At 68.9% G+C, this 24,210-nt stretch carries 23 protein-coding genes and 1 pseudogene; 13 read left to right on the top strand and 11 right to left on the bottom strand.

Annotated features, from left to right (window positions below; translation table 11 throughout):
- The first annotated feature begins 1 nt into the window (after position 1).
- Entirely contained in the window at positions 2 to 784 is a 783-nt protein-coding gene (locus tag AAF430_22815) for an alpha/beta fold hydrolase (GenBank protein ID MEM7413082.1), read from the top strand.
- 219 nt (positions 785 to 1,003) lie between these two features.
- Positions 1,004 to 1,162 (top strand): annotated as a pseudogene (locus AAF430_22810) (heavy-metal-associated domain-containing protein).
- 100 nt (positions 1,163 to 1,262) lie between these two features.
- On the opposite strand, the gene AAF430_22805 reads toward AAF430_22810, so the two are convergent.
- Positions 1,263 to 1,625, bottom strand: coding sequence for a hypothetical protein (locus tag AAF430_22805; protein ID MEM7413081.1), 363 nt, complete (start codon positions 1,623 to 1,625; stop codon positions 1,263 to 1,265).
- 25 nt (positions 1,626 to 1,650) lie between these two features.
- Positions 1,651 to 1,935, bottom strand: coding sequence for a hypothetical protein (locus AAF430_22800; protein ID MEM7413080.1), 285 nt, complete (start codon positions 1,933 to 1,935; stop codon positions 1,651 to 1,653).
- Between the two features lie 351 nt (positions 1,936 to 2,286).
- On the opposite strand from AAF430_22800, the gene AAF430_22795 reads away from it, so the two are divergent.
- The 3 genes from AAF430_22795 to AAF430_22785 all read left to right on the top strand — a co-directional run bounded on the left by AAF430_22795 (position 2,287) and on the right by AAF430_22785 (position 5,158).
- The gene (locus AAF430_22795) at positions 2,287 to 3,183 is read left to right on the top strand and encodes a universal stress protein (protein MEM7413079.1); all 897 of its coding nucleotides are present in this window, start codon (positions 2,287 to 2,289) and stop codon (positions 3,181 to 3,183) included.
- Positions 3,184 to 3,422: 239 nt separating this feature from the next.
- Positions 3,423 to 3,971, top strand: a complete 549-nt coding sequence (gene purE / locus AAF430_22790; GenBank protein MEM7413078.1) for a 5-(carboxyamino)imidazole ribonucleotide mutase — start codon at positions 3,423 to 3,425, stop codon at positions 3,969 to 3,971.
- Positions 3,968 to 5,158: a 5-(carboxyamino)imidazole ribonucleotide synthase gene (locus AAF430_22785; protein ID MEM7413077.1), complete on the top strand. Its 1,191-nt coding sequence runs from the start codon at positions 3,968 to 3,970 to the stop codon at positions 5,156 to 5,158. The genes purE and AAF430_22785 overlap by 4 nt, the downstream gene beginning before the upstream one ends.
- 55 nt (positions 5,159 to 5,213) lie before the next feature.
- Here the strand turns inward: AAF430_22785 and AAF430_22780 are convergent, their stop codons facing one another.
- The 4 genes from AAF430_22780 to AAF430_22765 are packed head-to-tail and all read right to left on the bottom strand — an operon-like array spanning position 5,214 to position 10,469.
- Positions 5,214 to 5,564 (bottom strand): HPF/RaiA family ribosome-associated protein, encoded by a 351-nt coding sequence (locus AAF430_22780; protein MEM7413076.1) that lies wholly within the window; start codon positions 5,562 to 5,564, stop codon positions 5,214 to 5,216.
- A gap of 2 nt (positions 5,565 to 5,566) precedes the next feature.
- Positions 5,567 to 7,018, bottom strand: a complete 1,452-nt coding sequence (locus tag AAF430_22775; protein ID MEM7413075.1) for a TolC family protein — start codon at positions 7,016 to 7,018, stop codon at positions 5,567 to 5,569.
- Entirely contained in the window at positions 7,015 to 8,340 is a 1,326-nt protein-coding gene (locus tag AAF430_22770; GenBank protein ID MEM7413074.1) for an HlyD family efflux transporter periplasmic adaptor subunit, read from the bottom strand. The genes AAF430_22775 and AAF430_22770 overlap by 4 nt, the downstream gene beginning before the upstream one ends.
- Positions 8,337 to 10,469 (bottom strand): ATP-binding cassette domain-containing protein, encoded by a 2,133-nt coding sequence (locus AAF430_22765; protein ID MEM7413073.1) that lies wholly within the window; start codon positions 10,467 to 10,469, stop codon positions 8,337 to 8,339. Before AAF430_22765 ends, AAF430_22770 begins: the two co-directional genes overlap by 4 nt.
- A gap of 156 nt (positions 10,470 to 10,625) precedes the next feature.
- Here AAF430_22765 and nhaR point away from each other — a divergent pair, with 156 nt between their 5' ends.
- Positions 10,626 to 11,525 carry a transcriptional activator NhaR gene (gene nhaR, locus AAF430_22760; GenBank protein ID MEM7413072.1) on the top strand — a complete coding sequence of 300 codons (900 nt, stop codon included), beginning with the start codon at positions 10,626 to 10,628 and terminating at the stop codon, positions 11,523 to 11,525.
- Between the two features lie 25 nt (positions 11,526 to 11,550).
- On the opposite strand, the gene AAF430_22755 is transcribed toward nhaR, so the two are convergent.
- Complete coding sequence (locus AAF430_22755; protein ID MEM7413071.1) at positions 11,551 to 12,315, bottom strand: SDR family oxidoreductase; 765 nt, start codon at positions 12,313 to 12,315, stop codon at positions 11,551 to 11,553.
- 109 nt (positions 12,316 to 12,424) lie between these two features.
- On the opposite strand from AAF430_22755, the gene AAF430_22750 reads away from it, so the two are divergent.
- A complete protein-coding gene (locus AAF430_22750; protein ID MEM7413070.1) occupies positions 12,425 to 12,982 on the top strand; it encodes a VOC family protein in 558 nt (185 codons plus the stop codon).
- A 10-nt stretch (positions 12,983 to 12,992) separates the two neighbouring features.
- On the opposite strand, the gene AAF430_22745 is transcribed toward AAF430_22750, so the two are convergent.
- Positions 12,993 to 14,636, bottom strand: a complete 1,644-nt coding sequence (locus AAF430_22745) for a hypothetical protein (protein MEM7413069.1) — start codon at positions 14,634 to 14,636, stop codon at positions 12,993 to 12,995.
- A gap of 23 nt (positions 14,637 to 14,659) precedes the next feature.
- Positions 14,660 to 15,064: a VOC family protein gene (locus AAF430_22740; protein MEM7413068.1), complete on the bottom strand. Its 405-nt coding sequence runs from the start codon at positions 15,062 to 15,064 to the stop codon at positions 14,660 to 14,662.
- Positions 15,065 to 15,330: 266 nt separating this feature from the next.
- On the opposite strand from AAF430_22740, the gene AAF430_22735 reads away from it, so the two are divergent.
- Positions 15,331 to 16,179, top strand: coding sequence for an SDR family oxidoreductase (locus AAF430_22735; GenBank protein ID MEM7413067.1), 849 nt, complete (start codon positions 15,331 to 15,333; stop codon positions 16,177 to 16,179).
- A gap of 34 nt (positions 16,180 to 16,213) precedes the next feature.
- The gene (locus tag AAF430_22730) at positions 16,214 to 16,984 is read left to right on the top strand and encodes an SDR family oxidoreductase (GenBank protein MEM7413066.1); all 771 of its coding nucleotides are present in this window, start codon (positions 16,214 to 16,216) and stop codon (positions 16,982 to 16,984) included.
- 18 nt (positions 16,985 to 17,002) lie between these two features.
- On the opposite strand, the gene AAF430_22725 is transcribed toward AAF430_22730, so the two are convergent.
- Complete coding sequence (locus tag AAF430_22725; GenBank protein MEM7413065.1) at positions 17,003 to 18,166, bottom strand: hypothetical protein; 1,164 nt, start codon at positions 18,164 to 18,166, stop codon at positions 17,003 to 17,005.
- Entirely contained in the window at positions 18,163 to 18,849 is a 687-nt protein-coding gene (locus AAF430_22720; protein MEM7413064.1) for a hypothetical protein, read from the bottom strand. Before AAF430_22720 ends, AAF430_22725 begins: the two co-directional genes overlap by 4 nt.
- Before the next feature lie 271 nt (positions 18,850 to 19,120).
- On the opposite strand from AAF430_22720, the gene AAF430_22715 reads away from it, so the two are divergent.
- The 4 genes from AAF430_22715 to AAF430_22700 all read left to right on the top strand — a co-directional run bounded on the left by AAF430_22715 (position 19,121) and on the right by AAF430_22700 (position 24,136).
- Positions 19,121 to 19,711, top strand: coding sequence for a TetR/AcrR family transcriptional regulator (locus tag AAF430_22715; protein ID MEM7413063.1), 591 nt, complete (start codon positions 19,121 to 19,123; stop codon positions 19,709 to 19,711).
- 1 nt (position 19,712) lies between these two features.
- A complete protein-coding gene (locus AAF430_22710) occupies positions 19,713 to 21,935 on the top strand; it encodes a molybdopterin-dependent oxidoreductase (GenBank protein ID MEM7413062.1) in 2,223 nt (740 codons plus the stop codon).
- A 4-nt stretch (positions 21,936 to 21,939) separates the two neighbouring features.
- Positions 21,940 to 22,143, top strand: coding sequence for a hypothetical protein (locus AAF430_22705; protein ID MEM7413061.1), 204 nt, complete (start codon positions 21,940 to 21,942; stop codon positions 22,141 to 22,143).
- A gap of 166 nt (positions 22,144 to 22,309) precedes the next feature.
- Positions 22,310 to 24,136, top strand: coding sequence for a vanadium-dependent haloperoxidase (locus AAF430_22700; GenBank protein ID MEM7413060.1), 1,827 nt, complete (start codon positions 22,310 to 22,312; stop codon positions 24,134 to 24,136).
- Positions 24,137 to 24,210: the final 74 nt, after the last annotated feature.

The raw sequence follows: 24,210 nt of genomic DNA, 5'->3' as shown, positions 1-24,210 counted from the left end.
CGTGAACCTCGAACTACTCACGAGAGCGGGCGACGCGCGGCCGGGCCGACCGGCCCTGCTCTTCGTGCACGGGGGGTTCCACGGCGCCTGGTGCTGGGACGAGCACTACCTGGGCTTCTTCGCCGAGCGGGGCTGGGCCGCGCACGCGCTGAGCCTGCGAGGTCACGGTAAGAGCGACGGCCACGATCGGATTCGTCGCTGGTCGCTCGCGGACTACGCGCAGGACGTGATGGCGACGTGTCGCGAACTCGGCGAGCGCGTCGTATTGCTGGGTCATTCGATGGGGGGCGCCATCGCCGAGCGCTGCTGGGCCGCTCACCCGGAGATCGCCGGGCTCGTGCTGCTTGCCGGTTCGCCGCTTCGTCCCGACCTGGGTGTGGTCGCGAAGATGCTGCTGGCCACCCCTTTTTCGCTCCTCTGGGGTCAGCTCAGAGGCGATCCGCGGCGGCTCCGCAGCGCGATGGCGCCGTTCTTCCTGTCACCGGACCTCGATGCGAGCGAGCGAGCAGCGCATCTCGCCCGCCTCGACCTCGAGTCGCCGGTCGCGATCCGAGAGCTGTTTCGACGCGGGCCGATCGCGCGAGCGGAGGGGGACGCGCGCCCAGCGCTGGTCGTGGCCGCCGAGCACGATGTGTCGATTCCGGTACGCAGCCACGAGGAGCCCCGAGCACGGCTCGACGCGACGCTGCTCTGCGTGCCCGGAGCCCACGATCTGATGCTCGACCCCGACTGGCGCGCGGGAGCGGAGGCCGTCGAGGCGTGGCTGCGCGCGCGCTTCGACTAGCGCGCCGGTTCGAGCGCAGGCTGCGGTCTCAAGGCGATCGCTGCAGCGTTCGATACTCTTGGAGACAACATCCACTCGAGGAGGGTCACCATGCTGGCTCGATTCACGATGAGCATCCTCGCGATGATGCTCTTCGCAGGCCCGGCGTTCGCCGGGGACGTGTCGTATCGACTGGAGACGCCTGGCGTCAAGTGAGGGAGCACTTCTGCTGCGGCCCGTGAGGCCGTACAGGGTGTCGATGGAGTGCAGTCGGCGAGCACCGACATGAGTGCACACACGCTCACTGTCACCTTCGATGACGAGGTGACCAACCTCGACGCGATCATCGGGGCGCTCGGCAAGGCGGGGTACACGGTCCCCGAACACGAGAAGCTCTAGCGATCGCCGGTCTTCGTCGTGGCCCGCCCACCTCGGCGGGCGGGCCGCGACAGGCCACACGCCTGAGCCGGGGCGCGCCGTCCCTGACCGCCCCGAACCCTCAGAGGTAGGGCCTCAGAACCTCGGGCAACACGCCCGCCGGGCGCGCCCGTTCGAGCAGCGCGTCGAATTCGCGCTGGGCTTCCGCTGCGTCGCGCTGCGCGTCCCGGAACTCGGTCTCGATTTCCTTCAGGGCCGCTCCCCGCGGATGGCGCTCGTGGCGCGCTTCCGTGTACGCAGCGCGCGCCTTCTCCACGCGCCGATTCGCCTCGTCGATCGCCTCGTGGGCCTCGGCGAGTCGCTCGGCCCACGCGGCCTGCTCCGGCTCGGGCAGGTAGTCGACCCCGAGCCCCGCGGTCGGCAGGGCCAGCACGACTGCGCAGAGCGCGGCCGGGACGAGTCGGTTCACGAGAGTGGATCGCATGGGCTCTCCTGTGGCGGGATGTGTGTCATTGGCACGCCAGCCCGTGGGTGACCGGGGCGTGCCGGCACTCGGCCAGGAGCTCGCGCTCATCGAGGTCGCGCACCGGCTTCCATTCGATGCCGAGCTGGTCCGTGAGGAACGGAATCGAGTAGCTGCGTGTCTGGCGCGCGGGGGCCGGTGTCGCGTCCGACTCGATCGCGCGGAGGACGAGCGGGTCCTTCCCGATCTGCGGTTCCTGGATGCTCGCATTCGCGTGACCCACCGCTGGAGTCAGGATCGAGAAGAGGGCGATGAGGATTCGAAGTCGCATGATCTCGCCTTTCGCCGCCTGCCGTGCTGCGTGGCTGGGGCAGGCGAACCTGCGGGCGCACTTCGAAACTAGGGCTCGATTCTCGATTCGAAAAATAGAAAATGTTGTGAGAAATGATCGGCAAAACCGATATATCGAGAACCGCCGACCGGCAGGAGAACGGCAGCTGCGAGCCAACCGCGCGTCCGAGCGGGGCCCGCGTCGCGGTCGAGGCAAACTGCCCCCGCGTCCCGCGACCCCGCGGGCGCGAATCGGCAACAGGGCAGATCGGTGCGCCGGAGTCGACGCACCGACACACCTCCCTCAAGGCTCGTCCCTCGCACGCCGATTCCTCCCTCGAGGAGAACCGCCGTGAGACGAATCCTGGTGCTGGCCCCGCACGAAGATCGCGCGGAACGTTCGCTGACCCTGGCCGGTCAACTCGCTCAGCGCACGGGCGCGAGCCTGACCCTGCTCCGCGTCCTCGAGGAGAGCGTGGGCGGAGACGCTTCGCTCGACACGCAGGTGAAGGGTTGCACGGTCCGGGAGCTGCTCCTCGCGACGGAGACGAGCCGGATGGAAGAGGTCGCCGAGCGCATGCGCGCCTCCCAGCTCGAGGTGGCCGTCGAAGTGCGTTGGGGGGTCGCCTGGGAGCTCGTCCTGGACCTGGTCGAGCGGGATGGCTTCGACCTGGTGATCAAGCCCGCGAGCGGCTGGAGCCACGAAGGCGCCGTCTTCTTCGGCTCCACGGCGCTTCACCTCTTTCGCCGCTGTCCCTGTCCTGTCTGGATCGTCGGCGACGACGGACGATTGCCCGCAAGCATCATGGCCGCGGTGGATCCCACGCGTACGCCGCGTCCGCGCGCTTCCGCGGACCGCATCCTCGGCTGGGCGGAGCGGGTTCGCGACTGGGCCGATGCGAACCTCGAAGTGGTCTCGGCGTGGCACGCGGCCGGCGGCGAGCTCTTGCAGGAGAGCCTCGACGAAGCCGAGCTCAAGGACTACGTCGAGACGACCCGCGGCCGGGTCCAGGCGGACCTCGATGACTTGCTCGCCCAGGATGCGCACCGCGGGATCGCGGGCCAGCTGGTCGAGGGGCCGGCGGAAGAGGTGCTGCCGAGGGTCGCCAACGATCGAGACGTCGACCTGATCGTGATGGGAACCCGAGGGCGCCAGGATCGCGTCGGCGATCTGCTGGGCGAGACGGCCGAGACCATCATCCGGCAGGTGCGCTCTTCGATCCTGACGATCCCGCCCGACACCGAGTAGGGACGTCTCGGGCGCAAGCGAAGCGCCACAACCCACCACGGTCCGCTCCGATCGAGCGGCGTACTCGCTCCGGGCGCGACAGCGAGTTCGCTACCGTTGCGCACAGCCGGACGAGACGCCTCCGCTTGTGCACGCACGGGGGTCGACATGCGAGGGGTCGCACTCGTGTGACCCGGCAGAGATGGGGCGCAGCGCGGAGCGGGCCGTGAGCTCGCACCTTTTCCAGGGAGGGCCTCGGGATGGGAGACGAAAGCGTTGGCTGGCTCGAGGAGCCCGCGCCCGGTGAGGTGGGCATCGTCATGGGGTCGGTTTCCGACTGGCCCACGATGCAGCGCGCTGCGGAAACGCTGACCGAGCTCGAGGTGGGTTTCGAGGCCCGCATCGTTTCGGCACACCGCACTCCCGACCTGCTCTACGCCTACGGACGCCGCGCCGAAGAGCGGGGCCTGGCCGTCTTGATCGCCGGGGCCGGGGGAGCGGCCCATCTCCCGGGCATGCTCTCGTCGATGACCGTGTTGCCCGTCCTGGGGGTGCCCGTTCAGAGCCGCGCCCTTCGCGGCATCGATTCGCTGCTCTCGATCGCACAGATGCCAGCCGGCGTCGCCGTCGGGACGCTCGCGATCGGCGAGGCCGGAGCCGCCAACGCCGGGTTGCTGGCGGCGGAGATGCTGGCGCACGGAAACCCCGCGCTCCGTGAACGATTGCGCAGTCGCCGGGACGCCCAGACCCAGCGTGTGCTGAGTACGCCCCTCGCGGCGACGACCGAAGACGAGAAGGGCGCGCGGTGAAGCTCGGGATCCTCGGAGGAGGACAGCTCGGGCGGATGCTCGCAGAAGCCGCCTCGAACCTGGGCGTCGAAGTCCTGGTCATCGACCCGAACGAGGAAAGCTCTGCTGCTTCGGTCGCGCCGGTCCTCCGCGAGTCGTTCGACTCGGCCGCCGTCGAGGACGCCCTCTCGGGCTGCGACGCCGTGACCTACGAGTTCGAAGGCGTGCCGCTCGACGTGTGCCGAAAGCTCGAGTCGCGCGTACCGATCTTCCCGAATCCCCGGGCGCTCGAGGTCGTCCGGGATCGGCTGGTCCAGAAGCGCTTCCTGCGCGATCTCGAAATCGCCACCGCCGAGTTCCGGTCCGTGTCGGGACCCGACGAGCTCGAAGCCGCGTTGGTGGAGCTCGGCTTCCCGGCCATCTTGAAGACCCGCCAGGACGGCTACGACGGGAAGGGTCAGTGGCGCATCCAGAACCGGGCCGATGCAGAGCAAGCCGCTCGCGAGGTCGGAACGACGCCGGCGATCCTCGAAGCCTTCGTGCCCTTCGATCGCGAGCTCTCCCTGATCGCCGTTCGCGACGCCTCGGGCGCGATCCAGACCTGGGCGCCCACCGAGAACGTTCACGTCGGCGGCATCCTGCGTCTGTCGCGGAGCCCCCTGCGCGGCGTGGCAGAGCAACCACTCCTCACCGGTGACGCGTGGTTCGAGCGCCTCGGCGACACCCTCGACTACCGCGGGGTGATCACCCTCGAACTCTTCGATGTAGGTGGGCGCTGGCTCGTCAACGAGATGGCGTGTCGCGTCCACAACTCGGGCCATTGGACTCTCGACGGCGCGGAGACCAGTCAGTTCGAGAACCACGTGCGGGCCGTGCTCGGACAGCCTGTCGGGAGTACCGCCTCTCGCGGCGCGAGCGCGATGGTCAACCTGATCGGTGCCCTCGCCCCGGAGACCGCGGTCCACTCCGTAACGGGGGCGCGGTTCTACGACTACGAGAAATCCCCCCGCGCGCTCCGGAAGCTCGGCCACATCAACCTGAACTGCACGAACGATGCGGCGCGGGACGAAGGGCTGCGTTCGCTGGTGGGTGCGATCGGTGATCGGGAGCTGAGTCGCGCACTCAGCGCGCTGGAGCCGTCGACCGCGAACCCGCCAAGGGCCGACCGCACGCGCTTCGACGCGCCCTCCGCCACCGCCGCGTCCTAGCGCGAACGCCGGCTCCCGCTGGCGTTGAAGCCGCCCCGCGCGAGGGGTCTCGAGTTCAGCCGTCCGCCTTCAGATCCTCCGTGTTCAGAGCGTCCGTCGGCTGGCGTCGCGCGCGGTCCGGGCGCTGGCGCAGGCGGCGTTGGATGCGCCAGGCGGCGCCCGCGGCTGCAGCGACCGGATCCGGATCGTCTGCGACGAAGCTCAGGATTTCCCCGTGTCCGAGATCGACGCGGATCCGACAGCGGTGCGCGCCGTGTTCCGGATCGTCGCGGCTGGGACCCATCGTGATCTGTACGCGCGCCACGATCGCCGCGAACCGACCCACGACGAGCCGGACCTGACGTTCGACGGCGCGGCGCGTTTCGCTTTCGAGGGCCACGCCCTGAGACAAGATGCGCAGTTGCACGGCTACACACCCACGCCGACGGCGGCCCGGTAGTCGACGCGGGCGCGAAAGTAGGCGGCCTGAGCGCGGATCAACGCGACGGCCGCGTCCGCTGCCTGAACTTCGCGGATGTTCACGTCGATCAGGTTGCTCGCGCCCAGGGATAGCTTCCGCTCCTCGGCGAGACGCAGTCGGTCGGCGAGCACGAGGTTCTCCCGCGCGGTCTCCGTCTGTGCGAAAGCGGCCTCGACGGCGGCGATCGTGCGCCGAATCTCCGCCTCGATCCGCTCGCGCGCGAACCGTTCGCGTCGCTCGAGCCGCGAGAGTTCGGCGCGCGCCACCGCGATCCGTCCCCGGGCCTCGCGCTGCTGCACCGGGAAGGTGAAGCGGAGCCTGGCTTTGACCTCGGCCTCGCCGCGCGGATCGGGAGACAGGGTCCCCTCGCTCGAGATCCCCGGCGCCGCCGTGCCCGAGTCGTTCGAGCCCTCCACCACGAGGTCGACGCCGGGCAGCCGGTCGTTCCGGGCCAGCGAGAGCGCCACGTCGAGGCGCTCGCGTTCGAAGGAGAGGCTGAGCAGCAACGGGTGACGATCGAGGGCGCGCGTGAGGTCTCCGCCGACGTCGAGGGCGTCGGGGGACTCTTCTGCGGGGAAGTCGGTGGGGAGTCGCTCGGGTTCGGGAATGGAAGGCGCACCGCTCCCATCCCGCAGGAAGAGCGAGAGGGCAATCGCGGCCTGCTCGGCATCGCGCTCGGCGCCGAGTAGGCGCATCGCGCGGTCCAGGATCAGGCGTTCGTTGTCGACCAGATCGATCCGGGGCACGACGCCGCGCGCAGCTCGTCCGCTGAGCTGTAGCTGTCGCTCTTGCGCTTCCGACAGGAGCTGCCGCGAGACACCGACCTCGAGGGCAGTGGCGAGCCAGTCCCAGTAGGCCAGGCCGGCCTGACGCAGGAAACCGATCCGCTCGAGCTCGATCTCCGGAGTGACGCGGCGCATACCGATCTCGGCGGTGCGCAGGCGCGCCCGTTCCGGGTCGATCCAGCCGCCGCGGAGCAGTGGGAGCTCGACGCCGCCCCGGATCTCACCGCGTTCGTTCGTCTGCCGCCCGCCGTCATAGGAAGGGAAGTCGCCGCGGCCGACCCGGTAGCCGCCGAAGAAGCGCAGGCCCCAGAGCCGGGTGTTCTGTTCGAGGCGCGCGTCGCCCGAGCGGTTCTGGTAGAAGCCGCCCTCATTGAGCTCGCCCTCGGCGATGAGTCGCGTGTCGAAGCCGCCCCTTGCCTCGCGCAGGGATCCGGCGGCCACGTCTCGCTGCAGACGGGCGGCCGCCAGGAGCGGGAAATGCGCGTCGACCGAGGCGAGCACGTCTTCGAGCTGCAGCGCAGAGCGCGGTGCGTCGGGGCCGGCCGTCTCGGTGCGCGTCGCCTGTGCGTTCGCGGACACCAGGAGCCACAACAATGCGAGCGCAAGTCGTGTCACGGCTGCTCGACCACCGGCACCGGGCCGCCGCCCGAACCGCGCATCGCCACCGTCGGCGGGAAGCCGTTCGCCTGACGCCAGAGCTCGTAGCCGATGCTCACCTGGTCGAGCAGCACGAAGCCCTTCGCCCGCACGCCCTGCCGCAGGTACATCGACTCGGGCCAGGGCTCGTCTTCCGCGTCCGGAACGACGAGGATGCGGAAGCGCCCCGTACCGTCGTCGCTTGGGTCGACCAGCGACACTCGTCCACCGAAGGTGCCCACCGCTACCGACGGCCAACCCGAGAACTGGACGGCGGGCCAGCCCTCGAACTGCAGCCGCACCGTGCGGTCCGCAGAGACGAGGGGGACGTGGTTGCCGTCGAGCCAGAGCTCGACCGCGCGACTCTCGGTGTCCGGGATCAGCTGCAGGACGGGATCGCCTGCCTTGACCAGCTCGGCCCCCGGGCTGGCGAAGAGCCGGTACACCGTGCCGGCGCGGGGCGCCCGGAGCAGCTGGGTGTTCTGCTGGGCGATGCGCACGTCGAGGGCGGTGAGCCGCTCCTTCAGCGCGGCCGTCTCCAGCTCGGAAGACTGCTCGCTCGTGCGCGACGTCTCGATGCGCGCCTGATTCTCGGTCTCGATGCGACCGAGCTCGGCGACCGCGGCCTCTTCCTCGTACTCGGCCGCCGCCAACGCCTGCCGGCCCTGCTGCACGCGGGCGCGGGCCTCCTTGAAGGCGCGCTCGGTCATCTCGAACTCGAGGTCCGAGACCAGTCCGTCCTGAACGAGCTCGCGGTGGCGCTCGAAGTTCAAACGAGTCTGGTCCTCCACGGCGCGTGCCGCGCTGAACCCGTGGCGGGCCGACTGCACCGCTGCGCGCGCGACCTGGACCTGGCTGCGCGCCGCATCGGTGGCGAGGTCCTGGGCCGACTTGAGGGCCTCCACCTGAGACTGGAAGAGCCGGACCTTCTCGCGGGCTGCGCCGACCTGGGACTCCAGTGCGAGGCGCTGTTCCTCGAGCCGCCGCAGGATCGACGGATCGTTGTCGACGATCTCGAGGAGCGGGTCGCCCTGCTCGACGCGGGAGCCCTCGATGACCCAGGCCTGCTGCACGCGACCGTCGACGGGCGCGGCCACGGTCTGGATGCGCTCGAAGGGGTCGAAGGCCACCACCCGTCCTACGCCGGGGACGTTCTGCTGCCACGGAACCAGGCCGAGGCCGAACAGGCTGATGACGAGGAGCACCAGCAACAGGACGGTGAACATGCGCAGTGCCCGCGGGCTCTGGACCATCTGCAGCGCCGAGATCTCGGCCCGCTGTCTCGTGGTTTCCTTCGTCATGCCACCGCCCTCGCATTCGGATCCGACAGTTCGACCACGCGCGAACAGCGCTCGATCACGTCCGCGCTGTCCGTGACGGCCACCAGCGTCCAAGGCGCGTCCGCTGCGAAGAGGGTGTCGAGCACCTGCTTTCGCGTGTGGGTCTCGATGTGGATGAGCGCTTCGTCGAGCAAGAGCAGGCGCGGCTTCGCGACCAGCGCGCGCGCCAGGGTCAAGGCCGCGACCTGGCCGCGGGCGAGGGGCGAGCCCTCGGTGGCCAGGTGGGTTCCGAGCCCGTCCGGGAGGGCGCGCACGGCGTCGAGCAATCCGACGCGCCCGAGTACTTCGCCCGCTTCGGCGACCGACAGGCTCGGCCGCGCGACGCGCAGGTTGTCGAGGATGGACCCGGAGAAGATCTCGGCTTCGCCCACCCGGACGACCTGAGCCCGCAGCTCGTCGAGGGAGAGGTCGCGGATGTCGCATTCGTCGACGGCGACGAAGCCCTTCTCCGGCGCGCGCAGGCCTGCCATCAGCTCGGTCAGCGTGCTCTTCCCCGAGCCGTTCGCGCCGCGGACCGCGACGCGCTCGCCGGCTTCGATGTCCTCGGAGACGCTCGAGAGCACCGACCGACCCTCGTAGCCGTAGCTGACATCGCGAAGATGGACGCGAGCAGGACCACTTCCGAGCGCTGCCGGCGAACCGCCCTCGCGCTCGAGGGGCAGGTCGAGGAGGACGCCGAGCTTGTCGGTCGCGGCCAACAGGTCGTAGAGACTCTCCATCTGCTTGCCCAGCTTGGCGACGGCGGCGACGATCGCCGTGATGATCAGCTCCGAGGCGACGAGCTGTCCCAGGGTGAGCTGACCGGCGACGACGAGCCAGCCGCCGAGCGCGAGCAGCAGGCTGCTCGCCAATACCTGCAGGACGAGGGCGCTCGAGAACTGACGCAGCACGATGCGGTAGTGCCGGCGTCGGGCGCGCACGTACTTCGCTGCCAGCTGGTCGGCGCGACCGACCGCGTGTGCGCGGCCGCCCGGCCCCCGGAAGGTCACGGGGTGGGCGGCCAGCTCCTCCATCCAATGGACGACGGCGTACTTCGCGTTCGACTCGCCGATCGCCGTGTCCACGGCGCCGCGGCCGAAGACGAGCACCACGACGGCAATCGCACCCACCAGCAGGATGCTGAAGGCGAGCATGATCGGGTGGTAGAATGAGAGGATCAGCAGGCCCACGGCGGTCTGCAGCAGCACCGAGGTGCCGTCCAGCAGCAGCAGGGCGCCCAGCTTCTGCACCGTGAACAGGTCGAAGATCCGGTTGACGAGCTCGGGGCCGTGTCGTCCGTCGAAGGAACGAATCTCGACGCGCGGCAGGCGCTCGGCGAGGTCCATCACCACGCGCACGAAGAGGCGACGCTGGATGATCTCGGCGGTGTAGGCCTGCAGGCCTGAGAGCAGGCCCGCGAACGACAACACGCCGAAGAGCAGCAGCGCGAGAATGACGACGGGCTGCACCAGGCCCCCGAAGGCCACCGTGTTCACGAGCTGCTGCACCGCGATTGGCGTCGCGAGGGTGAGCGCTCCGATCAGCACGGCATAGAGGACGACCGTCCAGAGATCGCTGCGATCGGGTTTGAGCAGTCCGAAGAGGCGTCGCAGCGGGGGCAGGCTGCGCGAGTCCTTCGAGGCCGGCTTCACCGCGCCGAGGGCCGGGAGCTCCGGCTCGACGAGCATCCACGGGTGCGGCTCTTCCGGGTCGTTGCGTCCGAGGGCCTCGGCGAGGGCCTCGAGGCGCAGCCAACGGTCCTCGCCACTGGCGCTGACCGCTCGAACGCGGCCCGGGGCGCGGTCCAGGATCGCGAGCCAGCCCCGGTCCCCGCTGCGTCCGTGGGTCACGAGTGGGGTGCTGGCGCTGGCGGCGCCCGCCGCCTCGAGGGCCGACAAGAAGGTGGGGCGCGCCCGCAGCGGGTGCCGATCCAGGGCGTTCTCGAGCGCTTCCTGCCAGCTCGCGCCCGACCGCGGTGCCTCGATCCGGTCGAGCGAGGTCGCTTCGCCGGTGGCGACTCCGAGCACCACTTCGAGCAGGCGGCCGACCAGGACACCCGGTACCGAGATCTCCGGCGCGCCCCGCAGCTCTGCGCTCTTTCGAGCCTCCATCCCGCTCCTCCTGATCCCGAGCCTCTCGATTCGGGTCCGGCGGAGTATCGGGTCTCCTTCTGGATTCGAAAAATAGAAAATATCCGAGATTTAGTTCGATAATCCCGATATATCTGAGAGGCGGGCCGCACCCGATCGGCCCGGGGAGGTAGACCCTTGGATTGGCTGAACTATCACCACCTCTACTACTTCTACGTCGTTGCGCGGGAGGGGAGCGTCACCCGGGCATCCGATGTGCTGCGTTTGGCACAGCCCACGCTCAGCGGCCAGATTCGCAAGCTCGAGGACACGCTGGACGAGCAGCTCTTCGTCCGGGAGGGGCGCCGGCTCGTCCTCACGGACGTCGGGCGCGTCGCCTACCAGTACGCGGAAGAGATCTTCTCTTTGGGCCGCGAGATGCAGGACGCGCTGCGCGGGCGCCCGACGAGACGGCCGGCGAAGCTGCTCGTCGGGATCGCGGACGTCGTCCCGAAGCTCGTCACGCACCGGCTCCTGCAGACGGCCCTCGAGATGGAGGATCCCGTGCAGCTCGTGCTCCACGAGGGGAAGACCGACGACCTGATGGCGGCGCTGGCCGTCCAGGAGTACGACATGGTGCTGACCGACGCACCCCTGGGCCCGCAGGTGCACGTCAAGGCCTTCAACCACTCACTCGGCGACTGCGGCATCGGCTTCTTCGGGGAGCCCTCGCTCGCTCGTCGGCACCGGCGGGGCTTCCCCCAGAGCCTGGACGGCGCGCCGATGCTCGTCCCGACGCGCAACACCACCCTCGGGCACTCCCTCGAGCTCTGGTTCGAAGAGATCGACGTTCGTCCCGAGATCGTGGCCGAGATCGAAGACTCGGCCCTGCTCAAGGTCTTTGGCCAGCACGGGACGGGAATCTTTGCAGCGCCGATCGTCGTCGCCGACGAGATTCGCGAGACCCACGGCGTCCAGCTGGTCGGCAGCACCGACGACGTGCGTGAAGAGTTCTACGCGATCACGGTCGAGCGCCGCATTACCCCCCCGGCCGTCGCGGCGATCGCCGAGGCGGCGCGCCACGGGATCCTGTCGTGAGGTCGGGCGGTGGCATGGGTCGCGGCTAGAAGCGGTCGGGGCGCACCGCGGCATCCGTGCCGCCGTCGACCCAGAGCATCATGCCGTGGATGTAGGCGGCCGCGTCGCTGAGCAGGAAGGCGATGACGCCCGCCATTTCCTCGGCGGTTCCCGGGCGTTGCAGCGGGATGGGGAGCCGATCGACGTAGGGGCCCATCTCCGGGTCCTGCTTGATCGCCTGGACCATCGGGGTCTCGGTCATGCCGGGCACGATGCCGTTGATCCGCACGCCGAGCGGGCCCCATTCGATCGCGCGACGTCGAATCGCGCGCGCGAGGGCGTGCTTCGTGTAGCGGTAGGCGGCTCCGCGGTCGAGCTCCCGCACCATCGCCCGACACTTCGCCTCGTCGCCTTCGAGAAGTGCGAGCACCATCGGATCGTCGTAGTCGATGCCAAACTGGGACGAGTTGGAGACCAGGCCGATCGCGCATGGGTTCGGGCGACCCTCCATGGCGGGGCGCAGGCCGTCGAAGAGCTCGACCGAACCGAAGTAGTTGACCGACAGCGTCGTGTCGGGCGGCGAGTCCACGCCGCTCAAGCCGGCCGACAACACCACGCCGTCGATCTCGTTCGAGGTGAGCTCGAGCGCCTGTCGAACGGCTTCCCCGCGCCCGCTCGCCGTCGACAGGTCCGCTTCGATGTCGGCATCGCGGAGGTCGATGCCGACGACCCGATCGCCCTGAGTTTCGAGCTTCGTCTTCGTGGCGAGACCGATCCCGCTGGCGCTGCCACTGATCACGATGTTGCGCATGAGGCGACTCCTGGAGCCCATGCGCGAGCGCGCCGGACTTGAGAACTCGACAGCCGTTCCATATACCGTCGCACACACGAGTACGTCTCGAACCCACCGGAGTTCGTCCATGCTGAGCCCGCTCTTCGGCCCCGTGCGCCAGACCGCCTACATCGTTTCCGACATCGATGCGGCGATGGAGGAATGGGCGCGTCAGCTCCAGCTGGGGCCGTTCGCCGTGTGCCGCGGGATCCAGCCCCTGGCCGGTTCTCGTTATCGGGGCGAGCCGACGGGCGACCTGACCATCCACGTGGCGTTCGCCTACATCGGGGACCTGCAGCTCGAGCTCATCGAGCAGGTCAGCGATGGGCCGTCGATGTACCGGGAGGCGATCGAGCGGCGCGGCTTCGGTCACCACCACTACGGCTTCTGCGTCGAGGACTTCGACCACACCTACGACACGGCGATGGGAGCGGGATTCGAGGCCGTCGTCGATGCAGGCGCCAAGGGCTTCGCTCGCATGTCGTACATCGAGTCCACGACGATTCCCGGCCTCGTGTGCGAAGTGATCGAGTGGAACGACTTCACGCGACCGTACTTCGACGGGATTCGTGGCTTTCTCGACGCCGCGGACGACACGACGCGCGTCCACGAGCTGGACCTCGCCGCGCTCGTCTCGGGAAGGTAGAGGCGCTCGGCTATTCGCTCGCTGCCGCTCGGGGGGAAGGCTTCGGGTCGAGACGCACCCGGCCCCAATGCGTCCCGTAGTGCACGCGCGCTTCTTCATCGATCAGCGTGCCCGAGTAGAACGGGTTGAAGCGCTGGCTGCCGATCACGCTGTGGAAGGCGCTCTCGCCCGTGCTCCAATCGATTGCTTCGAGTGTCCACGCGTTGTCCCGGGCGCCGATCAGATACACCCGATCGCTCGCGTAACTGACCACCGGCAGGCACGATGGCGAGCTCACCTCGCGGTTGACCCAGGCCTCGAGAAGCGCGCGCTTCTCCGGATCCCACGCGAACTTCTGGACGCCGAAGGGTTGGTAGAGCGGGGCGCTCCCGAGCAGCCCGATCAACAAGCGCTCGGCCTGGGCGGGGAGGTACCAGGGCGAGTTTCGCGGGACGTTGTTGACGACGAGTGCGCCGTAGCCCGCGACGATGACCGATTGTTCCGATTGGATCTCGTCGAGCTCCGGGTCGCCCATGTCGGCGGGGAGCATGCCGGCGATCCGCCGGTTGGGTGCGCCAGAGACTCCGTCCCAGTCGGCGGGGATGTCGTCGCGCCAGAAGAGCACGACGTTCATCAGCGGCTCCCCGTCGGTGATCACGACGAAGCGGTCCTCGTCTCCGAAGCCCATCAGGCTCGGGGTGGCTCCGGTTCCGCGCCCCCAGCCGTTCAGGTAACGGCTGGTCCACGCGCCGTCGGCCGGATCCGTCGAGATCTGGTCTCCGGTCCACACCAGCTTGTGCATGTGCTCCTGCGACGCGATGTAGATCCCGCCGCGTTCGTCGAGCGCGAATCCGTTTCGCACCCATCCCTGCCCGGTCCCGCCCGTCGCTTTGTTCTCCGCGCCCTCGCTGTGACGCATGCGACCGACGCGGTACTCGCTGAAGTCGCGGGACACGGCCACGACGTCGCCGTGCTCGGTGGGAATGATGAGCCAGCCGTCCCAGGTGAGGTTCATGCCGACGGCGTGACCGCTGACGCTGTCGGGCAGCTGGAACGAGTCGCGGACCACGATCTCGGACGCCGGGTCTTCGGGGTTGGCGTCGCGGTAGGCGGTGATCGCGCCGTCACGACTGCCGATGTAGTAGGTGTTGTCGATGTCGAGGATCGTGTAGACGCCAGAGAGGTCGCGGAACTTGTCGCTGCCGCGCAGCGCGCGCCAGGTGGCGAAGAAGCCCTCGTTCGATGCGTCGAAGCTCGCGATGGCTTCGTCTGCTTCTTCCTCGGTCCAGCGGCGAGCCCCCGGCAGCCAGTAGGTGGTCAGGATCTCGTAGCTGTCGAAGTCGAGCTTGAGGATGCGGTCGATCCCGTTGCTCCAGAGCACCCGGCGCCCATCGGGGTAGGCGCTCGAGGTGTAGGCGCCGAAGTGCCCGGGGCCCGTGGCCACGTACTTCACTTCTTCGGACGAGAGCTGCGGGCCGGGAGCTTCGGGTCCCGGCACCCAGAGGCCGTCCTGTTGCGCCGGATCGCCGTGGGCCATCGGGTAGGCCGAGTCGGCAAGGAAGGGATTGCGGGCCTGGCGCTCCGCGGCGACAGCCGCGTCGACTGGGGTCAGGGCGAAGATTGCCAGCAGCGCAGACCACGCGAAGCGCCAGTGCGTTCGGGTTCGGCCGGTCATGGGGATTCGTTCGGCCATCGGTGTCAGGACACCCGCTCGAGCAGCTCGAGCAGGAAACCGGCGTCGTTGCGGAGGTCGACCATCCCGGTGCGGACGTCTGCATCGCCCGTGTCCTCATAGACGACCGGCACGTCGACCCCTCGGAAGTGGTCGAGGGCGGCGTCCTTGCTCGGGACGTAGGCGCCGATGTGGGTGAGTCGGGCCGACTTCCCGTTGAGGAGCTTCTGGTGTTGGGAACGGAGGTCGTCGGTTGCGGCCACGATCAGCTCGAGCTCGACACCGGCCCAGTCGGCCACGGCGGCATCGACCTCCGCTTCGGGGACGCTCAAACGTCGGAAGGGACCCGCTCCGAAGACCTGCTCGGCCCGCGCGATCGCACGGTCGAGGTCTTCGACGACCACGCCGAGCTGCAGCTTGTCGGTCTTCATGTCTGCCTCCTGCGCGGTTGGCGCTGGCGCTGATTGCCCTGGAAAAAGCGACCCGAGGACGATACATGGGGAGAGTCCGGATCGTGGGAAGGTCAGGGGCCAAGAACGAGATGGCACCCCACGCGACGGAGTGTAGTGAGGCGCTGCCGTCGGGTTCTCTTCGGGTCTCGGCGCGCGAGCGGTCCGACGTGATCGCGGCCCGACGGCAGCACGTCGTCGATCGCAACCGGCTCTACTGGCCACAGGGACAGTGGGAGGGACACAGGATGGCTGGAGCAGAAGGCCAGGTGGCCGTGGTGACCGGGGCCAGCCGCGGGATCGGGAAGGCCACGGCACTGGCCCTGGCGGACGCGGGCTTCGATCTGGTGCTGGCGGCGCGCACCGTCCAATCCGGTGACGAGCACGCGGACATGGTGCGCAACGCGGATGGGTCTTCGCTGCCGGGAAGCCTGGAAGAGACCCGCGACGCGGTCGTGGCCAAGGGACGTCGCGCCCGGGTGCAGCGCCTCGATCTGCTCGAGCCGGCCACGATCCAGGCCCTGGTCGACGACACCCTCGCCGATTGGGGCCGGATCGACGTGCTGGTCAACAACGCGATCTACCAGGGGCCGGGCCTGATGGCGGATTTCCTCGACGGCTCGATGGAGGAGCTCGAGAAGGTCTTCGAGGGCAACGTCGTCGCCCAGGTGCGGCTCACCCGACTCGTCTTGCACGGGATGCTCGAGCGCGGCAGCGGAATCGTCGTGAACCTGACGTCCGCGGCGGGAATGCACGACCCGCCGCTGAAGCTCGCCCACGGTGGCTGGGGGTTCGCGCACGGCGCGACGAAGGCCGCGCTCCACCGCATGGCCGGCATTCTTCACCTCGAATACGGGGATCGCGGGATCTGCGCGTACAACCTCGAGCCCGGCCTGGTGCTCAGCGAATCGGCGATCGCGTCGCTGGGGGAAGTGACCGAGCTCGAGAAGATGGGGGTGAAGACGGCGCCGGTGGAAGTGCCCGCGGCGGTGATCGCCTGGCTCTGTTCGTCGGAGGACGCGCTTCCGCTCAGCGGAGAGAATGTCCATGCGCAACCGTTCTGCAAGAAGCACCGGTTGCTGCCGGGCTGGCCCTAGGCCGCCCCAGAGCGAGACAGCGGAAGGAGAAGGCATGAGGATCGACTACTCGGGGAAAGCGATCGCGGTGACCGGTGCCGGCGGAGCGATCGGTCGCGCGAGCGCCCAGCTCTTCGCCGCGCTCGGCGCGAAGGTCGTCGCGAGCGACATCCACGAGCAGACCCTCCACGAGACGACCGATGCGATCGCGCGGGCGGGAGGTGTCGCGGTGCCGATCGCTTGCGACGTCACGGATCCCGACCAGGCCGCGGGCGTCGTCAGCGCCACGTGTGAGCACTTCGGCGGAATCGACGTGCTCTACAACAACGCGGGCGGCGCGCTCCCTACGCCGATGGAAGAGGTCGATCGGGCAGAGCACGCGCGCGTGCGCGGCGTCAACTTCGACGCCGTCTATCACGCGACGCTGGCGGCGTTGCCCGTGATGGTCGAGCGCGGTGGCGGCGTGATCCTCTCCACGACCTCGGGCGCCGGCAGCGGCGCGGTGCGTGGGCTGGCCACCTACGGCGCGGCGAAGGCGGGCGTGAACAGCCTGATGCGCAGCGTCGCGCTCGAGTATGGACGTCGCGGAATCCGGGCCAACGCGATCGCTCCCTCGGCCGCCGCGCCCAACTTCCTCCACTGGTTGAAGACCCAACCCGGGGGTGTGGAGGGCTTCGCCGAGAAGCAACCGATGGGGAGGCTCGGCACGCCCGAGGACATCGCGCACGTCGCCGCGTTCCTCGCCTCGGACTACGCCGGCTTCATCAACGGCGTGGTGCTGCCCGTCGACGGCGGGCTCGAGGCGATGCTCCCCGTGCCGCTCTGATGGGAGCGGCGGCGCTTCCTAACGCCGATCGCCCCCACGATCCCGGCGGCGCAACCCGAAGTGCAGGGCCAGGACGACGAGCGCCCCCGCCAGGAGCGAGGCGCTGGCGTCGGGTTGGGGGAGGAACTCGAAGCGGAGGGACGCGGTGCCGCCGAAGTGGACCGGGTTGCCAGCGAATCCGCCGAAACCGACGATGTTCGCCACCCACGGGCTCACGAGCAGGAGCGAGCCCATGCTCGAGTTGGGGCCCGTGCGGTTGTCGAAGCCCATCTCGGAGCGGATCGTGACGAACTGACCGCCCCGATCCTCGGCCCAGACGGTGCCGGTCGTAAACGGCGCATACCACCAGCGCGCTCGCATGGGAGCCATCCCACCCGACGCCAGCGCCGTGAACATCCCGGTCTGCGACACGAACTGGGTGGGAACGCTTCTCCCGTGGCCGGCCATGTGGGGGCCCGAAGCCCATCCGAGACGGATCACGAAACCGGGCGCGACCAGAATGTCCGTCTGACGCATTCCCCCGCCGCTCGCACGCCATCCGCCGCCGAAGCGATTCGCGCCACCGACGATGCGCGCGGTCTGCATGCTCGTCGCGAAGGTGGTCGGGACCATGAAGGTCCAGTTGCCGGGCCCTCGGAGGGGCGCGAGCGTGTGCATCTCCGTCTCGGGCCCCGTCATGAAGAGCTTTCCACCGAGGGGCGTGGTGCTGGTACTGATCGTGTACTGAGCGGGGCCCGTGAACCGATCGATCAAGGTCTCTCTCGTGACGGGCGGTGTCAGCACCGAGGGGGTGAAGACGGCCTGGCAGGTGCTCGGGTGGTAGCGCGCCATCCCGTTGATACCCGCGACGCCAGGCTTGGCCATGACCGTGAGGTTCCCGGTGGTGGGACCCGCGGAGCCGTATCGGAGCGGTCGGAGGGCCATCAGCGAAGCCGGGCTTCCCGAGCCGAGCTCGGCGAAGCCGTGTCCGGGAATCGAGGCGTTCAGATGTGGCCGAATGCCCTGATTGCAAGCCGGCAGACCGTTCAGGCCAAGGTCGGCCGTGCCCGGATCGCCGCCGTCGCCGAAGCCGTGCCGGTAGGTGCTGTCGAACTCGACGATCGCCGCGAACGCGGGACAGACGAAGACGAGCGCTCCCACGAGGCTGAGGGAGAACCCGAGTCGTCGGGCGAGCCCGCTCACTTCGGCACCCCCCCGCGACCGCGCCGTCGACGCGCCAGTGCCACGAGGCCTGCGGCCCCGGCGGTGAGCGCTCCGAATCCGTCTGGCTCCGGGAGCACGTCGAAGGTGTCGAGCGATAGGCGAAGAGTCGATCCGCCGTTCGGGCTGACGGGCGTGCTCCAGCGGATCGACATGTTGACGCTGTCGTACAGGAATGGGTCCGTCGCGGCGATCTCCGGCGGCACCTCCAGGTAGAAGCCCTCCTCGCGATCGGACGCCGAGAAACTGATGCGCTCCAGGAAGAGCGGCTGCAGGGTGATCAGGTTCCGTCCGGTCAGGGGGAGGTTGGTCGTGATCTGCGGGCTCGTCAGGTCGATGGGGATGCTCCAGGCGTGCGACGAGCGGTTGATCACGGCATTGAAGACTGCCGTCGGGGCGAAGACGAACCGGCCGTGCCCGAAACGGAGATGGAAGTTCTGCACACCCTCCGGGTAGATGGAATGCGGGTCGCCGCCGTCTCGCATGGCGTCGGTGTCGAGGTCGAAGGTCAGGGTGAAGGTCCGCGAAAGGCCGAAGGTCTCCACCCCCAGCGTCGGGGACGTGGTGCCCGACGCGATGTAGGTGAAGGTGGTCGCGGACGTCGTGGTCGAGACGAAGACCGAGCCGAGGATCCAGGCGGTGAGGAGCGCGGTGGTACGGCGCATGGTTCGCCCACCCTACCGCCATCAACGCCGACACGTGTAGGACGAAGGCTCGGCCGGCCGGGGCGCCGGCTCGGCGCCAGGCGTGGCGCGCGGTGCCCCCGTCGCGCCCCGACCGCTCGGGCTCCCGCCGCTCGCGCGGGGGGGGGCGCCCGGTGATTCGGCTTCCCGATCATGACTCGACCCAGGGGCTTCGTAAGCCATCGAAAGAGTTGGTGAATTTCGACTCCATAAATATACATACATCGATGCATCTATCTGCTAACCTGCGGCGATGGCAAAGCGCACCCAGGCAGAGCGGTCGGCGGCGACCCGGGAGGCCCTGGTCCGGGCCACCCTCGAACTGCTCGTCGAGCACGGTTGGGCCGGGGTGACCTCGGTGGCCGTTTGCGCGCGTGCGGGGCTCACCCGCGGTGCCTTCGTGCACCACTTCGACGGTTTGCCGGAGCTCTTCGCGGCTGCCCTCGAGCACCGCTACACCGCATTGGCCGAAGTCGCGACGACCTCGGCGGCGCCGGCTTCGGTCACCGACCTGGTGGCGCGCACCTGGGAGACGATGACGCGCTTCGACTTCAAGGTCGTGATCGAAGCGTGGCTTGCGGCGGCGAACGACCCGGCGCTCGGCGCCTCGATCGGGCCCGTCGTCGAGCGCTTCGCGAAGCTCGTGCACCCCGAGCAGCGTTCCGCGCTGCTCGTCGACGAGCCGGCCCAGTCCTTCTTCTGGATGGCGCGAGAGACCATGTTCGGGCTCTTGCTCGGACGCGCCACGAACGGCGAGCCGCTCCGCCACGAGGATCGCGTCCTCGAGCAGCTGCTCCGCCTGGCCGACGAACACGACGCCCGCATCGGGCGCGAGGGAGACTGACGTGACGACCCAGAACCAACCGACGGATTCGACCCGGCGCACCGGCTACAACATCTGCTCGGTCTGCGACATCGGTTGCCAGGTCCGCACCATCTCCGTCGATGGCCGTGTCGACCGTGTCATCGCCCACGACTCGCCCGCCCTCGCGCGGAACATCTGTTACAAGGGCACGGCCGCACCCCACATCCACAACCATGAGGAACGCCTGCGCGTCCCGCTGAAGCGCGTGGGCGCGCGCGGTGAGGATCGCTGGGAAGAGATCTCCTACGAACAGGCGATGGACGAGATCGCCGAGCGCCTCCGAGCGGTCGTGGACGAGTACGGCCCGGAGGGCTTTGCCACCTCGACGTCGGGCTGGAATACCCAGACCACCTACGGCCTCGACCGCCGGTTCATGAACCTGCTGGGCGCCCCGAACTGGATCTCGGGCGTCGCCCTGTGTGCCGGGAACACGGCCGCGGTGAACCGACTGACCTACGGCTGGTTTCCGATGCCCGACATCGGCAACGCGAACTGCATCGTGCTGCTAGGCCACAACCCGCGGAAGCACTCGTGGACGCCGATCTACAACGCGATCGAGGGGGCCCGCAAGCGGGGCGCGAAGACGATCGTCGTCGACCCGCGCGTGTCCGAACAGGCCGAGCGGGCCACGCTGCACCTGCAGATTCGCGCGGGCACCGACGCCGCGCTGCTCCTCGGCTGGACGAAGGTCATCATCGACGAGGGTCTCTACGATAAGGACTTCGTGCGCGATTGGTGTGTCGGCTTCCAGGAGCTGAGTGAGCGCGTCGCCGAGTATCCGCTCGAGCGCGTGGCCGAGATCACGGGCGTCCCGGCCGAGCAGATCGCCGAGGCCGCGCGCATCTACGCGAACGCCGACGGCGCGGTGATTCCGTGGACGCCGATCACCGACCAGCAGCTCGACTCCACGTCCGGGATCCGCATCCAGACGATCCTGCGTGCGATCACCGGCAATCTCGACGTCGTCGGCGGCGAGATCCTGCATGGGCTGCGTTCGGATTGGCGCTACGAATCCGAGCTGCAGCTCCACGACTCGATCTTGCCCGAGCAGCGCGCGAAGCAGCTCGGCTACGAGAGGCACCCCGCGTACACCTACCGGACCGCGGAGATGCTGAAGCCCCATATGGAGCGCGTCTGGGGGCAGCCCTGGGTCGACCAGGTGATGGGCTGCCAGATGGCCAACCCGACGGAAGTCTTCCGCGCGATGGCCGACGGAGACCCCTATCCGATCAAGGCGTTCTTCACCCTCGGCAACAACACGCTGCTCTCGTACCCGAACCAGCACCAGATCCGTCGCGCGATGATGAATCAGGACCTGATCGTCGCCCACGAGATCTTCATGACGCCCACCGCCATGCTGGCCGACTACGTGATGCCGGGCGACGTCTTCAGCGAGCGCAATCACATCAGCGACTCCTGGGCCTGGACCGACCGGCTGACGCTGTCGGAAGCGGTGGCCGATGCACCCGAGCAGGCGAGTTCGAGCTTCCAGTTCTGGACGGATCTCGCCCACCGCATGAACCTCGCTGAGCACTTCCCGTGGAAGACGGCCGAGGAGCTGATCGACTACCGGCTCGAGCCGTCGGGACGGACCTTCGAGGAGTTCCGCGCGTCGAACTTCATGGACGTGCCCGTGCCGAAGTATCGCAAGTACCGGAAGACCGGCTTCGCGACGCCGTCCGGGAAGGTGGAGCTGGCCTCGTCGATCCTCGCTGACCTGGGCTTCGACCCGCTGCCCTACCACCGCCCCGCGCCGGAGCCGACCGACGCGTATCCCTACCGGGTGTTCTCGGGCGTTCGCGAGGATCCCTTCTTCCAGACCGGTCAGCGAAACATCGGCGTGCTGCGGCGGCGCTCGCCCGCTCCCTACTTCTACGTGCACCCGGAAGACGCGGCGCGCGATGGGTTGGTCGACGACCAGTGGGCGCGGCTCGAAACCGAGCACGGCCACGTCTACGCGCGGGTGAGCATCGAGTCGGGCATGCGCCCGGGCCATCTGCGCGTGCCCCATGGCTGGTGGTACCCCGAGACCCGCGGCGACCTCGACCTCGCGGGCGCGTTCGTGTCGTCCGACGCCGTCCTGACCACCGACACCGACGACCTTCTCGACTACGAGCAGGGCATCCCGAACTTCAAGGGCTACCCGGGACGCCTGGTCCCATGCGACCCGCCGGATGGCATGTCGCAGACGACCCTGGCCTAGCGCCATGACGATCCGCACCGAACGCGATCAGCGTCTCCGCGAGCTCAAGCAATCGATGCTCACCCGCTTGGCGCGCCGCGCCTTGAGTACCCGGACGACCGGCCTCGATGGGCTCGCGAAGAAGATGCTCGGCAAGCAGGCCGGCGGCTCGGTGGAGGCCGACCCCGAGCTCGACCACCCGGACGACTGGGACCGCCCGATCGACTGAGGCGCCGTTCCGCGCGTTTCCGAGGTCGCGCCCCCCCGGTGACGGGTGTCGGGCGTACTCGTTCGCGGGCGTTGTGGAGGCTCGCCGAAAGCAACCTGGTTTACATCGAAACCCTCGCGTTTCGGACACGCTCTCCTCCCACCCAACCCACCGAGGAGAGTCTCCCATGCCCGAAGATCGCGCCGAAGCCGCCCGCCGTGTCCGGATCGAAGCCGCCGAGCGGGCGCGCAACCGAGAGCACCCGACCCATACCGCGAACCCCGACGAGCAGCGCTACGCGTTCGCGCGCTACCCGATGAGCTTCACGAAGGGCCTGGCCCACGATGCGAACCTCGGCGTCGTGTCCGACGCGGCCCATTTCGAAGCCTTCCGGGCCGCCATCGACGACGGCTTCGTGGAGCCCTTTTCCACCCGCGTGCCGGTGCCCACTGCGCCGCAGACCCCGCCGAAGCGCGGGTGTCGTCGCCGCCAGTGGGAGGCGCCGACCGCGGGGCTCGTGTTCGACCTGGAGGGGCCGGATGCCCAGGCGGTGACGATGCCGCCCGCCCCCGAGCTGGGCTCGGACGAACTCGCCTTCGAGATGGCCGAGGTCTACGAACTCGCCCTGCTGCGAGACGTGCCCTTCAGCGCCTTCGAGACCGGGGGCGGACCCGCTCTGAACGACGCAATCGCGCGACTCAACGCCCTCGACTACGCCCAGGACGGCTTCCCGGAGCGGCCGCGCACGACGGACGCGAGCGGCCTTCTCGATCGGCAGACCCTCTTCCGCGGCTCGAGCCCGGGGGTCGAGAACGGGCCCTATCTGTCCCAGTTCCTGCATATCGGCGGACGCAACCAGACCGGGGAGCTCGATCTGGAGCACGGCAAGATCCCCTACGGCGCGCAGCTGATCGACCAGAAGGTGCCGGTGGCCGACGAACACGTCGACTACATGCAGCTCTGGAAGGACTGGCTCGACGTCCAGGACGGCTTCGACGTCAACGACTGCGGACGCGGCCGGAGGAACGCGAAGTGCGGTCCCGGCCAGAGCTTCGCGGGCGAGCGACGGCTCATCTGTACACCCCGCGATCTCGCCACCTACGTGCACTTCGACGCGCTCTACCAGGCTTACCTGAACGCGACGCTGATCCTGCTGGCGATGAAGACGCCCTTCGATCCGGGTTTCGCGAAGCTGTCGGGCATGCGCGACGTGTTCCACCCGCTCTCGAAGGACGAGATTCCGCAGAACGCGGGTGGATTCGCGCTCTGGGGCGGCCCGCACATCCTGACCCTGGTCACCGAGGTCGCGACGCGGGCGCTCAAGGCCGTGCGTTTCCAGAAGTTCAACAACCACCTCCGGCTGCGCCCCGAGGCCCTGGCCGCGCGCATCGAGAAGGCGCGCGAGCTCGATCGCAAGTTCCCGGCGCTCTGCGGCGGCTTCGGCGAGCTGCGCGACGGCATCGGGGCCACGGTCGAGGCGGTTTGCGACTTCAACCGGAACACGGTCCGTCAGGCCTCGGCGCTGCTGCCGATGGCCTTTGCCGAGGGCTCGCCGATGCACCCCACCTACGGTGCTGGACACGCGACGGTCGCGGGTGCGTGCACCACGATCGTGAAGGCCTTCTTCGATACGGGAACGGTCCTCGGTCTCAACGGCGACCCGGGCTGCAACCGCGGGAAGGCGGGCTTCTATCGGAACGTCTCGAGGGCGCTGGTCTTCGAACCGACCAGGAACGGTGGCAAGAAGAAGGTTCCGATCGACTCCCGGACGCCGAAGCCGCACGAGTGCCCGCTGACCCTCGAGGGCGAGCTGAACAAGCTGGCAGCCAACATCTCGATCGGTCGCAACATGGCCGGCGTGCACTACTACTCGGACTACTACGACAGTTTGCGGATGGGGGAGGAGATCGCGATCGGCATCCTCGAAGAGCAGGCGATCGGATACCCGACCGACGACTTCGTGTTGTCGGTGCCGACCTTCGATGGTGAGACGGTGCGCATCGGGCGGAAGTAGAGCCGGGGGGGGGGGCCCCGCCCGGCCGGCCCCCCCCCCCCGCCGCCCGCCCCAACCACACGCCCCCCCCGCGG

It is taken from the genome of Myxococcota bacterium (genome assembly GCA_039030075.1).
GTDB lineage: Bacteria > Myxococcota_A > UBA9160 > UBA9160 > SMWR01 > JAHEJV01.
This window is presented reverse-complemented; position numbering and strand designations above follow the sequence as displayed.

Bases quoted from the DNA above. Each gene is read 5' to 3' on its own strand.
- AAF430_22805 (MEM7413081.1), bottom strand. From the start codon at position 1,625: ATGCGATCCACTCTCGTGAACCGACTCGTCCCGGCCGCGCTCTGCGCA.
- AAF430_22800 (MEM7413080.1), bottom strand. From the start codon at position 1,935: ATGCGACTTCGAATCCTCATCGCCCTCTTCTCGATCCTGACTCCAGCG.
- purE (MEM7413078.1), top strand. From the start codon at position 3,423: ATGGGAGACGAAAGCGTTGGCTGGCTCGAGGAGCCCGCGCCCGGTGAG.
- AAF430_22770 (MEM7413074.1), bottom strand. From the start codon at position 8,340: ATGACGAAGGAAACCACGAGACAGCGGGCCGAGATCTCGGCGCTGCAG.
- AAF430_22765 (MEM7413073.1), bottom strand. From the start codon at position 10,469: ATGGAGGCTCGAAAGAGCGCAGAGCTGCGGGGCGCGCCGGAGATCTCG.
- AAF430_22755 (MEM7413071.1), bottom strand. From the start codon at position 12,315: ATGCGCAACATCGTGATCAGTGGCAGCGCCAGCGGGATCGGTCTCGCC.
- AAF430_22750 (MEM7413070.1), top strand. From the start codon at position 12,425: ATGCTGAGCCCGCTCTTCGGCCCCGTGCGCCAGACCGCCTACATCGTT.
- AAF430_22745 (MEM7413069.1), bottom strand. From the start codon at position 14,636: ATGACCGGCCGAACCCGAACGCACTGGCGCTTCGCGTGGTCTGCGCTG.
- AAF430_22740 (MEM7413068.1), bottom strand. From the start codon at position 15,064: ATGAAGACCGACAAGCTGCAGCTCGGCGTGGTCGTCGAAGACCTCGAC.
- AAF430_22735 (MEM7413067.1), top strand. From the start codon at position 15,331: ATGGCTGGAGCAGAAGGCCAGGTGGCCGTGGTGACCGGGGCCAGCCGC.
- AAF430_22730 (MEM7413066.1), top strand. From the start codon at position 16,214: ATGAGGATCGACTACTCGGGGAAAGCGATCGCGGTGACCGGTGCCGGC.
- AAF430_22720 (MEM7413064.1), bottom strand. From the start codon at position 18,849: ATGCGCCGTACCACCGCGCTCCTCACCGCCTGGATCCTCGGCTCGGTC.
- AAF430_22715 (MEM7413063.1), top strand. From the start codon at position 19,121: ATGGCAAAGCGCACCCAGGCAGAGCGGTCGGCGGCGACCCGGGAGGCC.
- AAF430_22705 (MEM7413061.1), top strand. From the start codon at position 21,940: ATGACGATCCGCACCGAACGCGATCAGCGTCTCCGCGAGCTCAAGCAA.
- AAF430_22700 (MEM7413060.1), top strand. From the start codon at position 22,310: ATGCCCGAAGATCGCGCCGAAGCCGCCCGCCGTGTCCGGATCGAAGCC.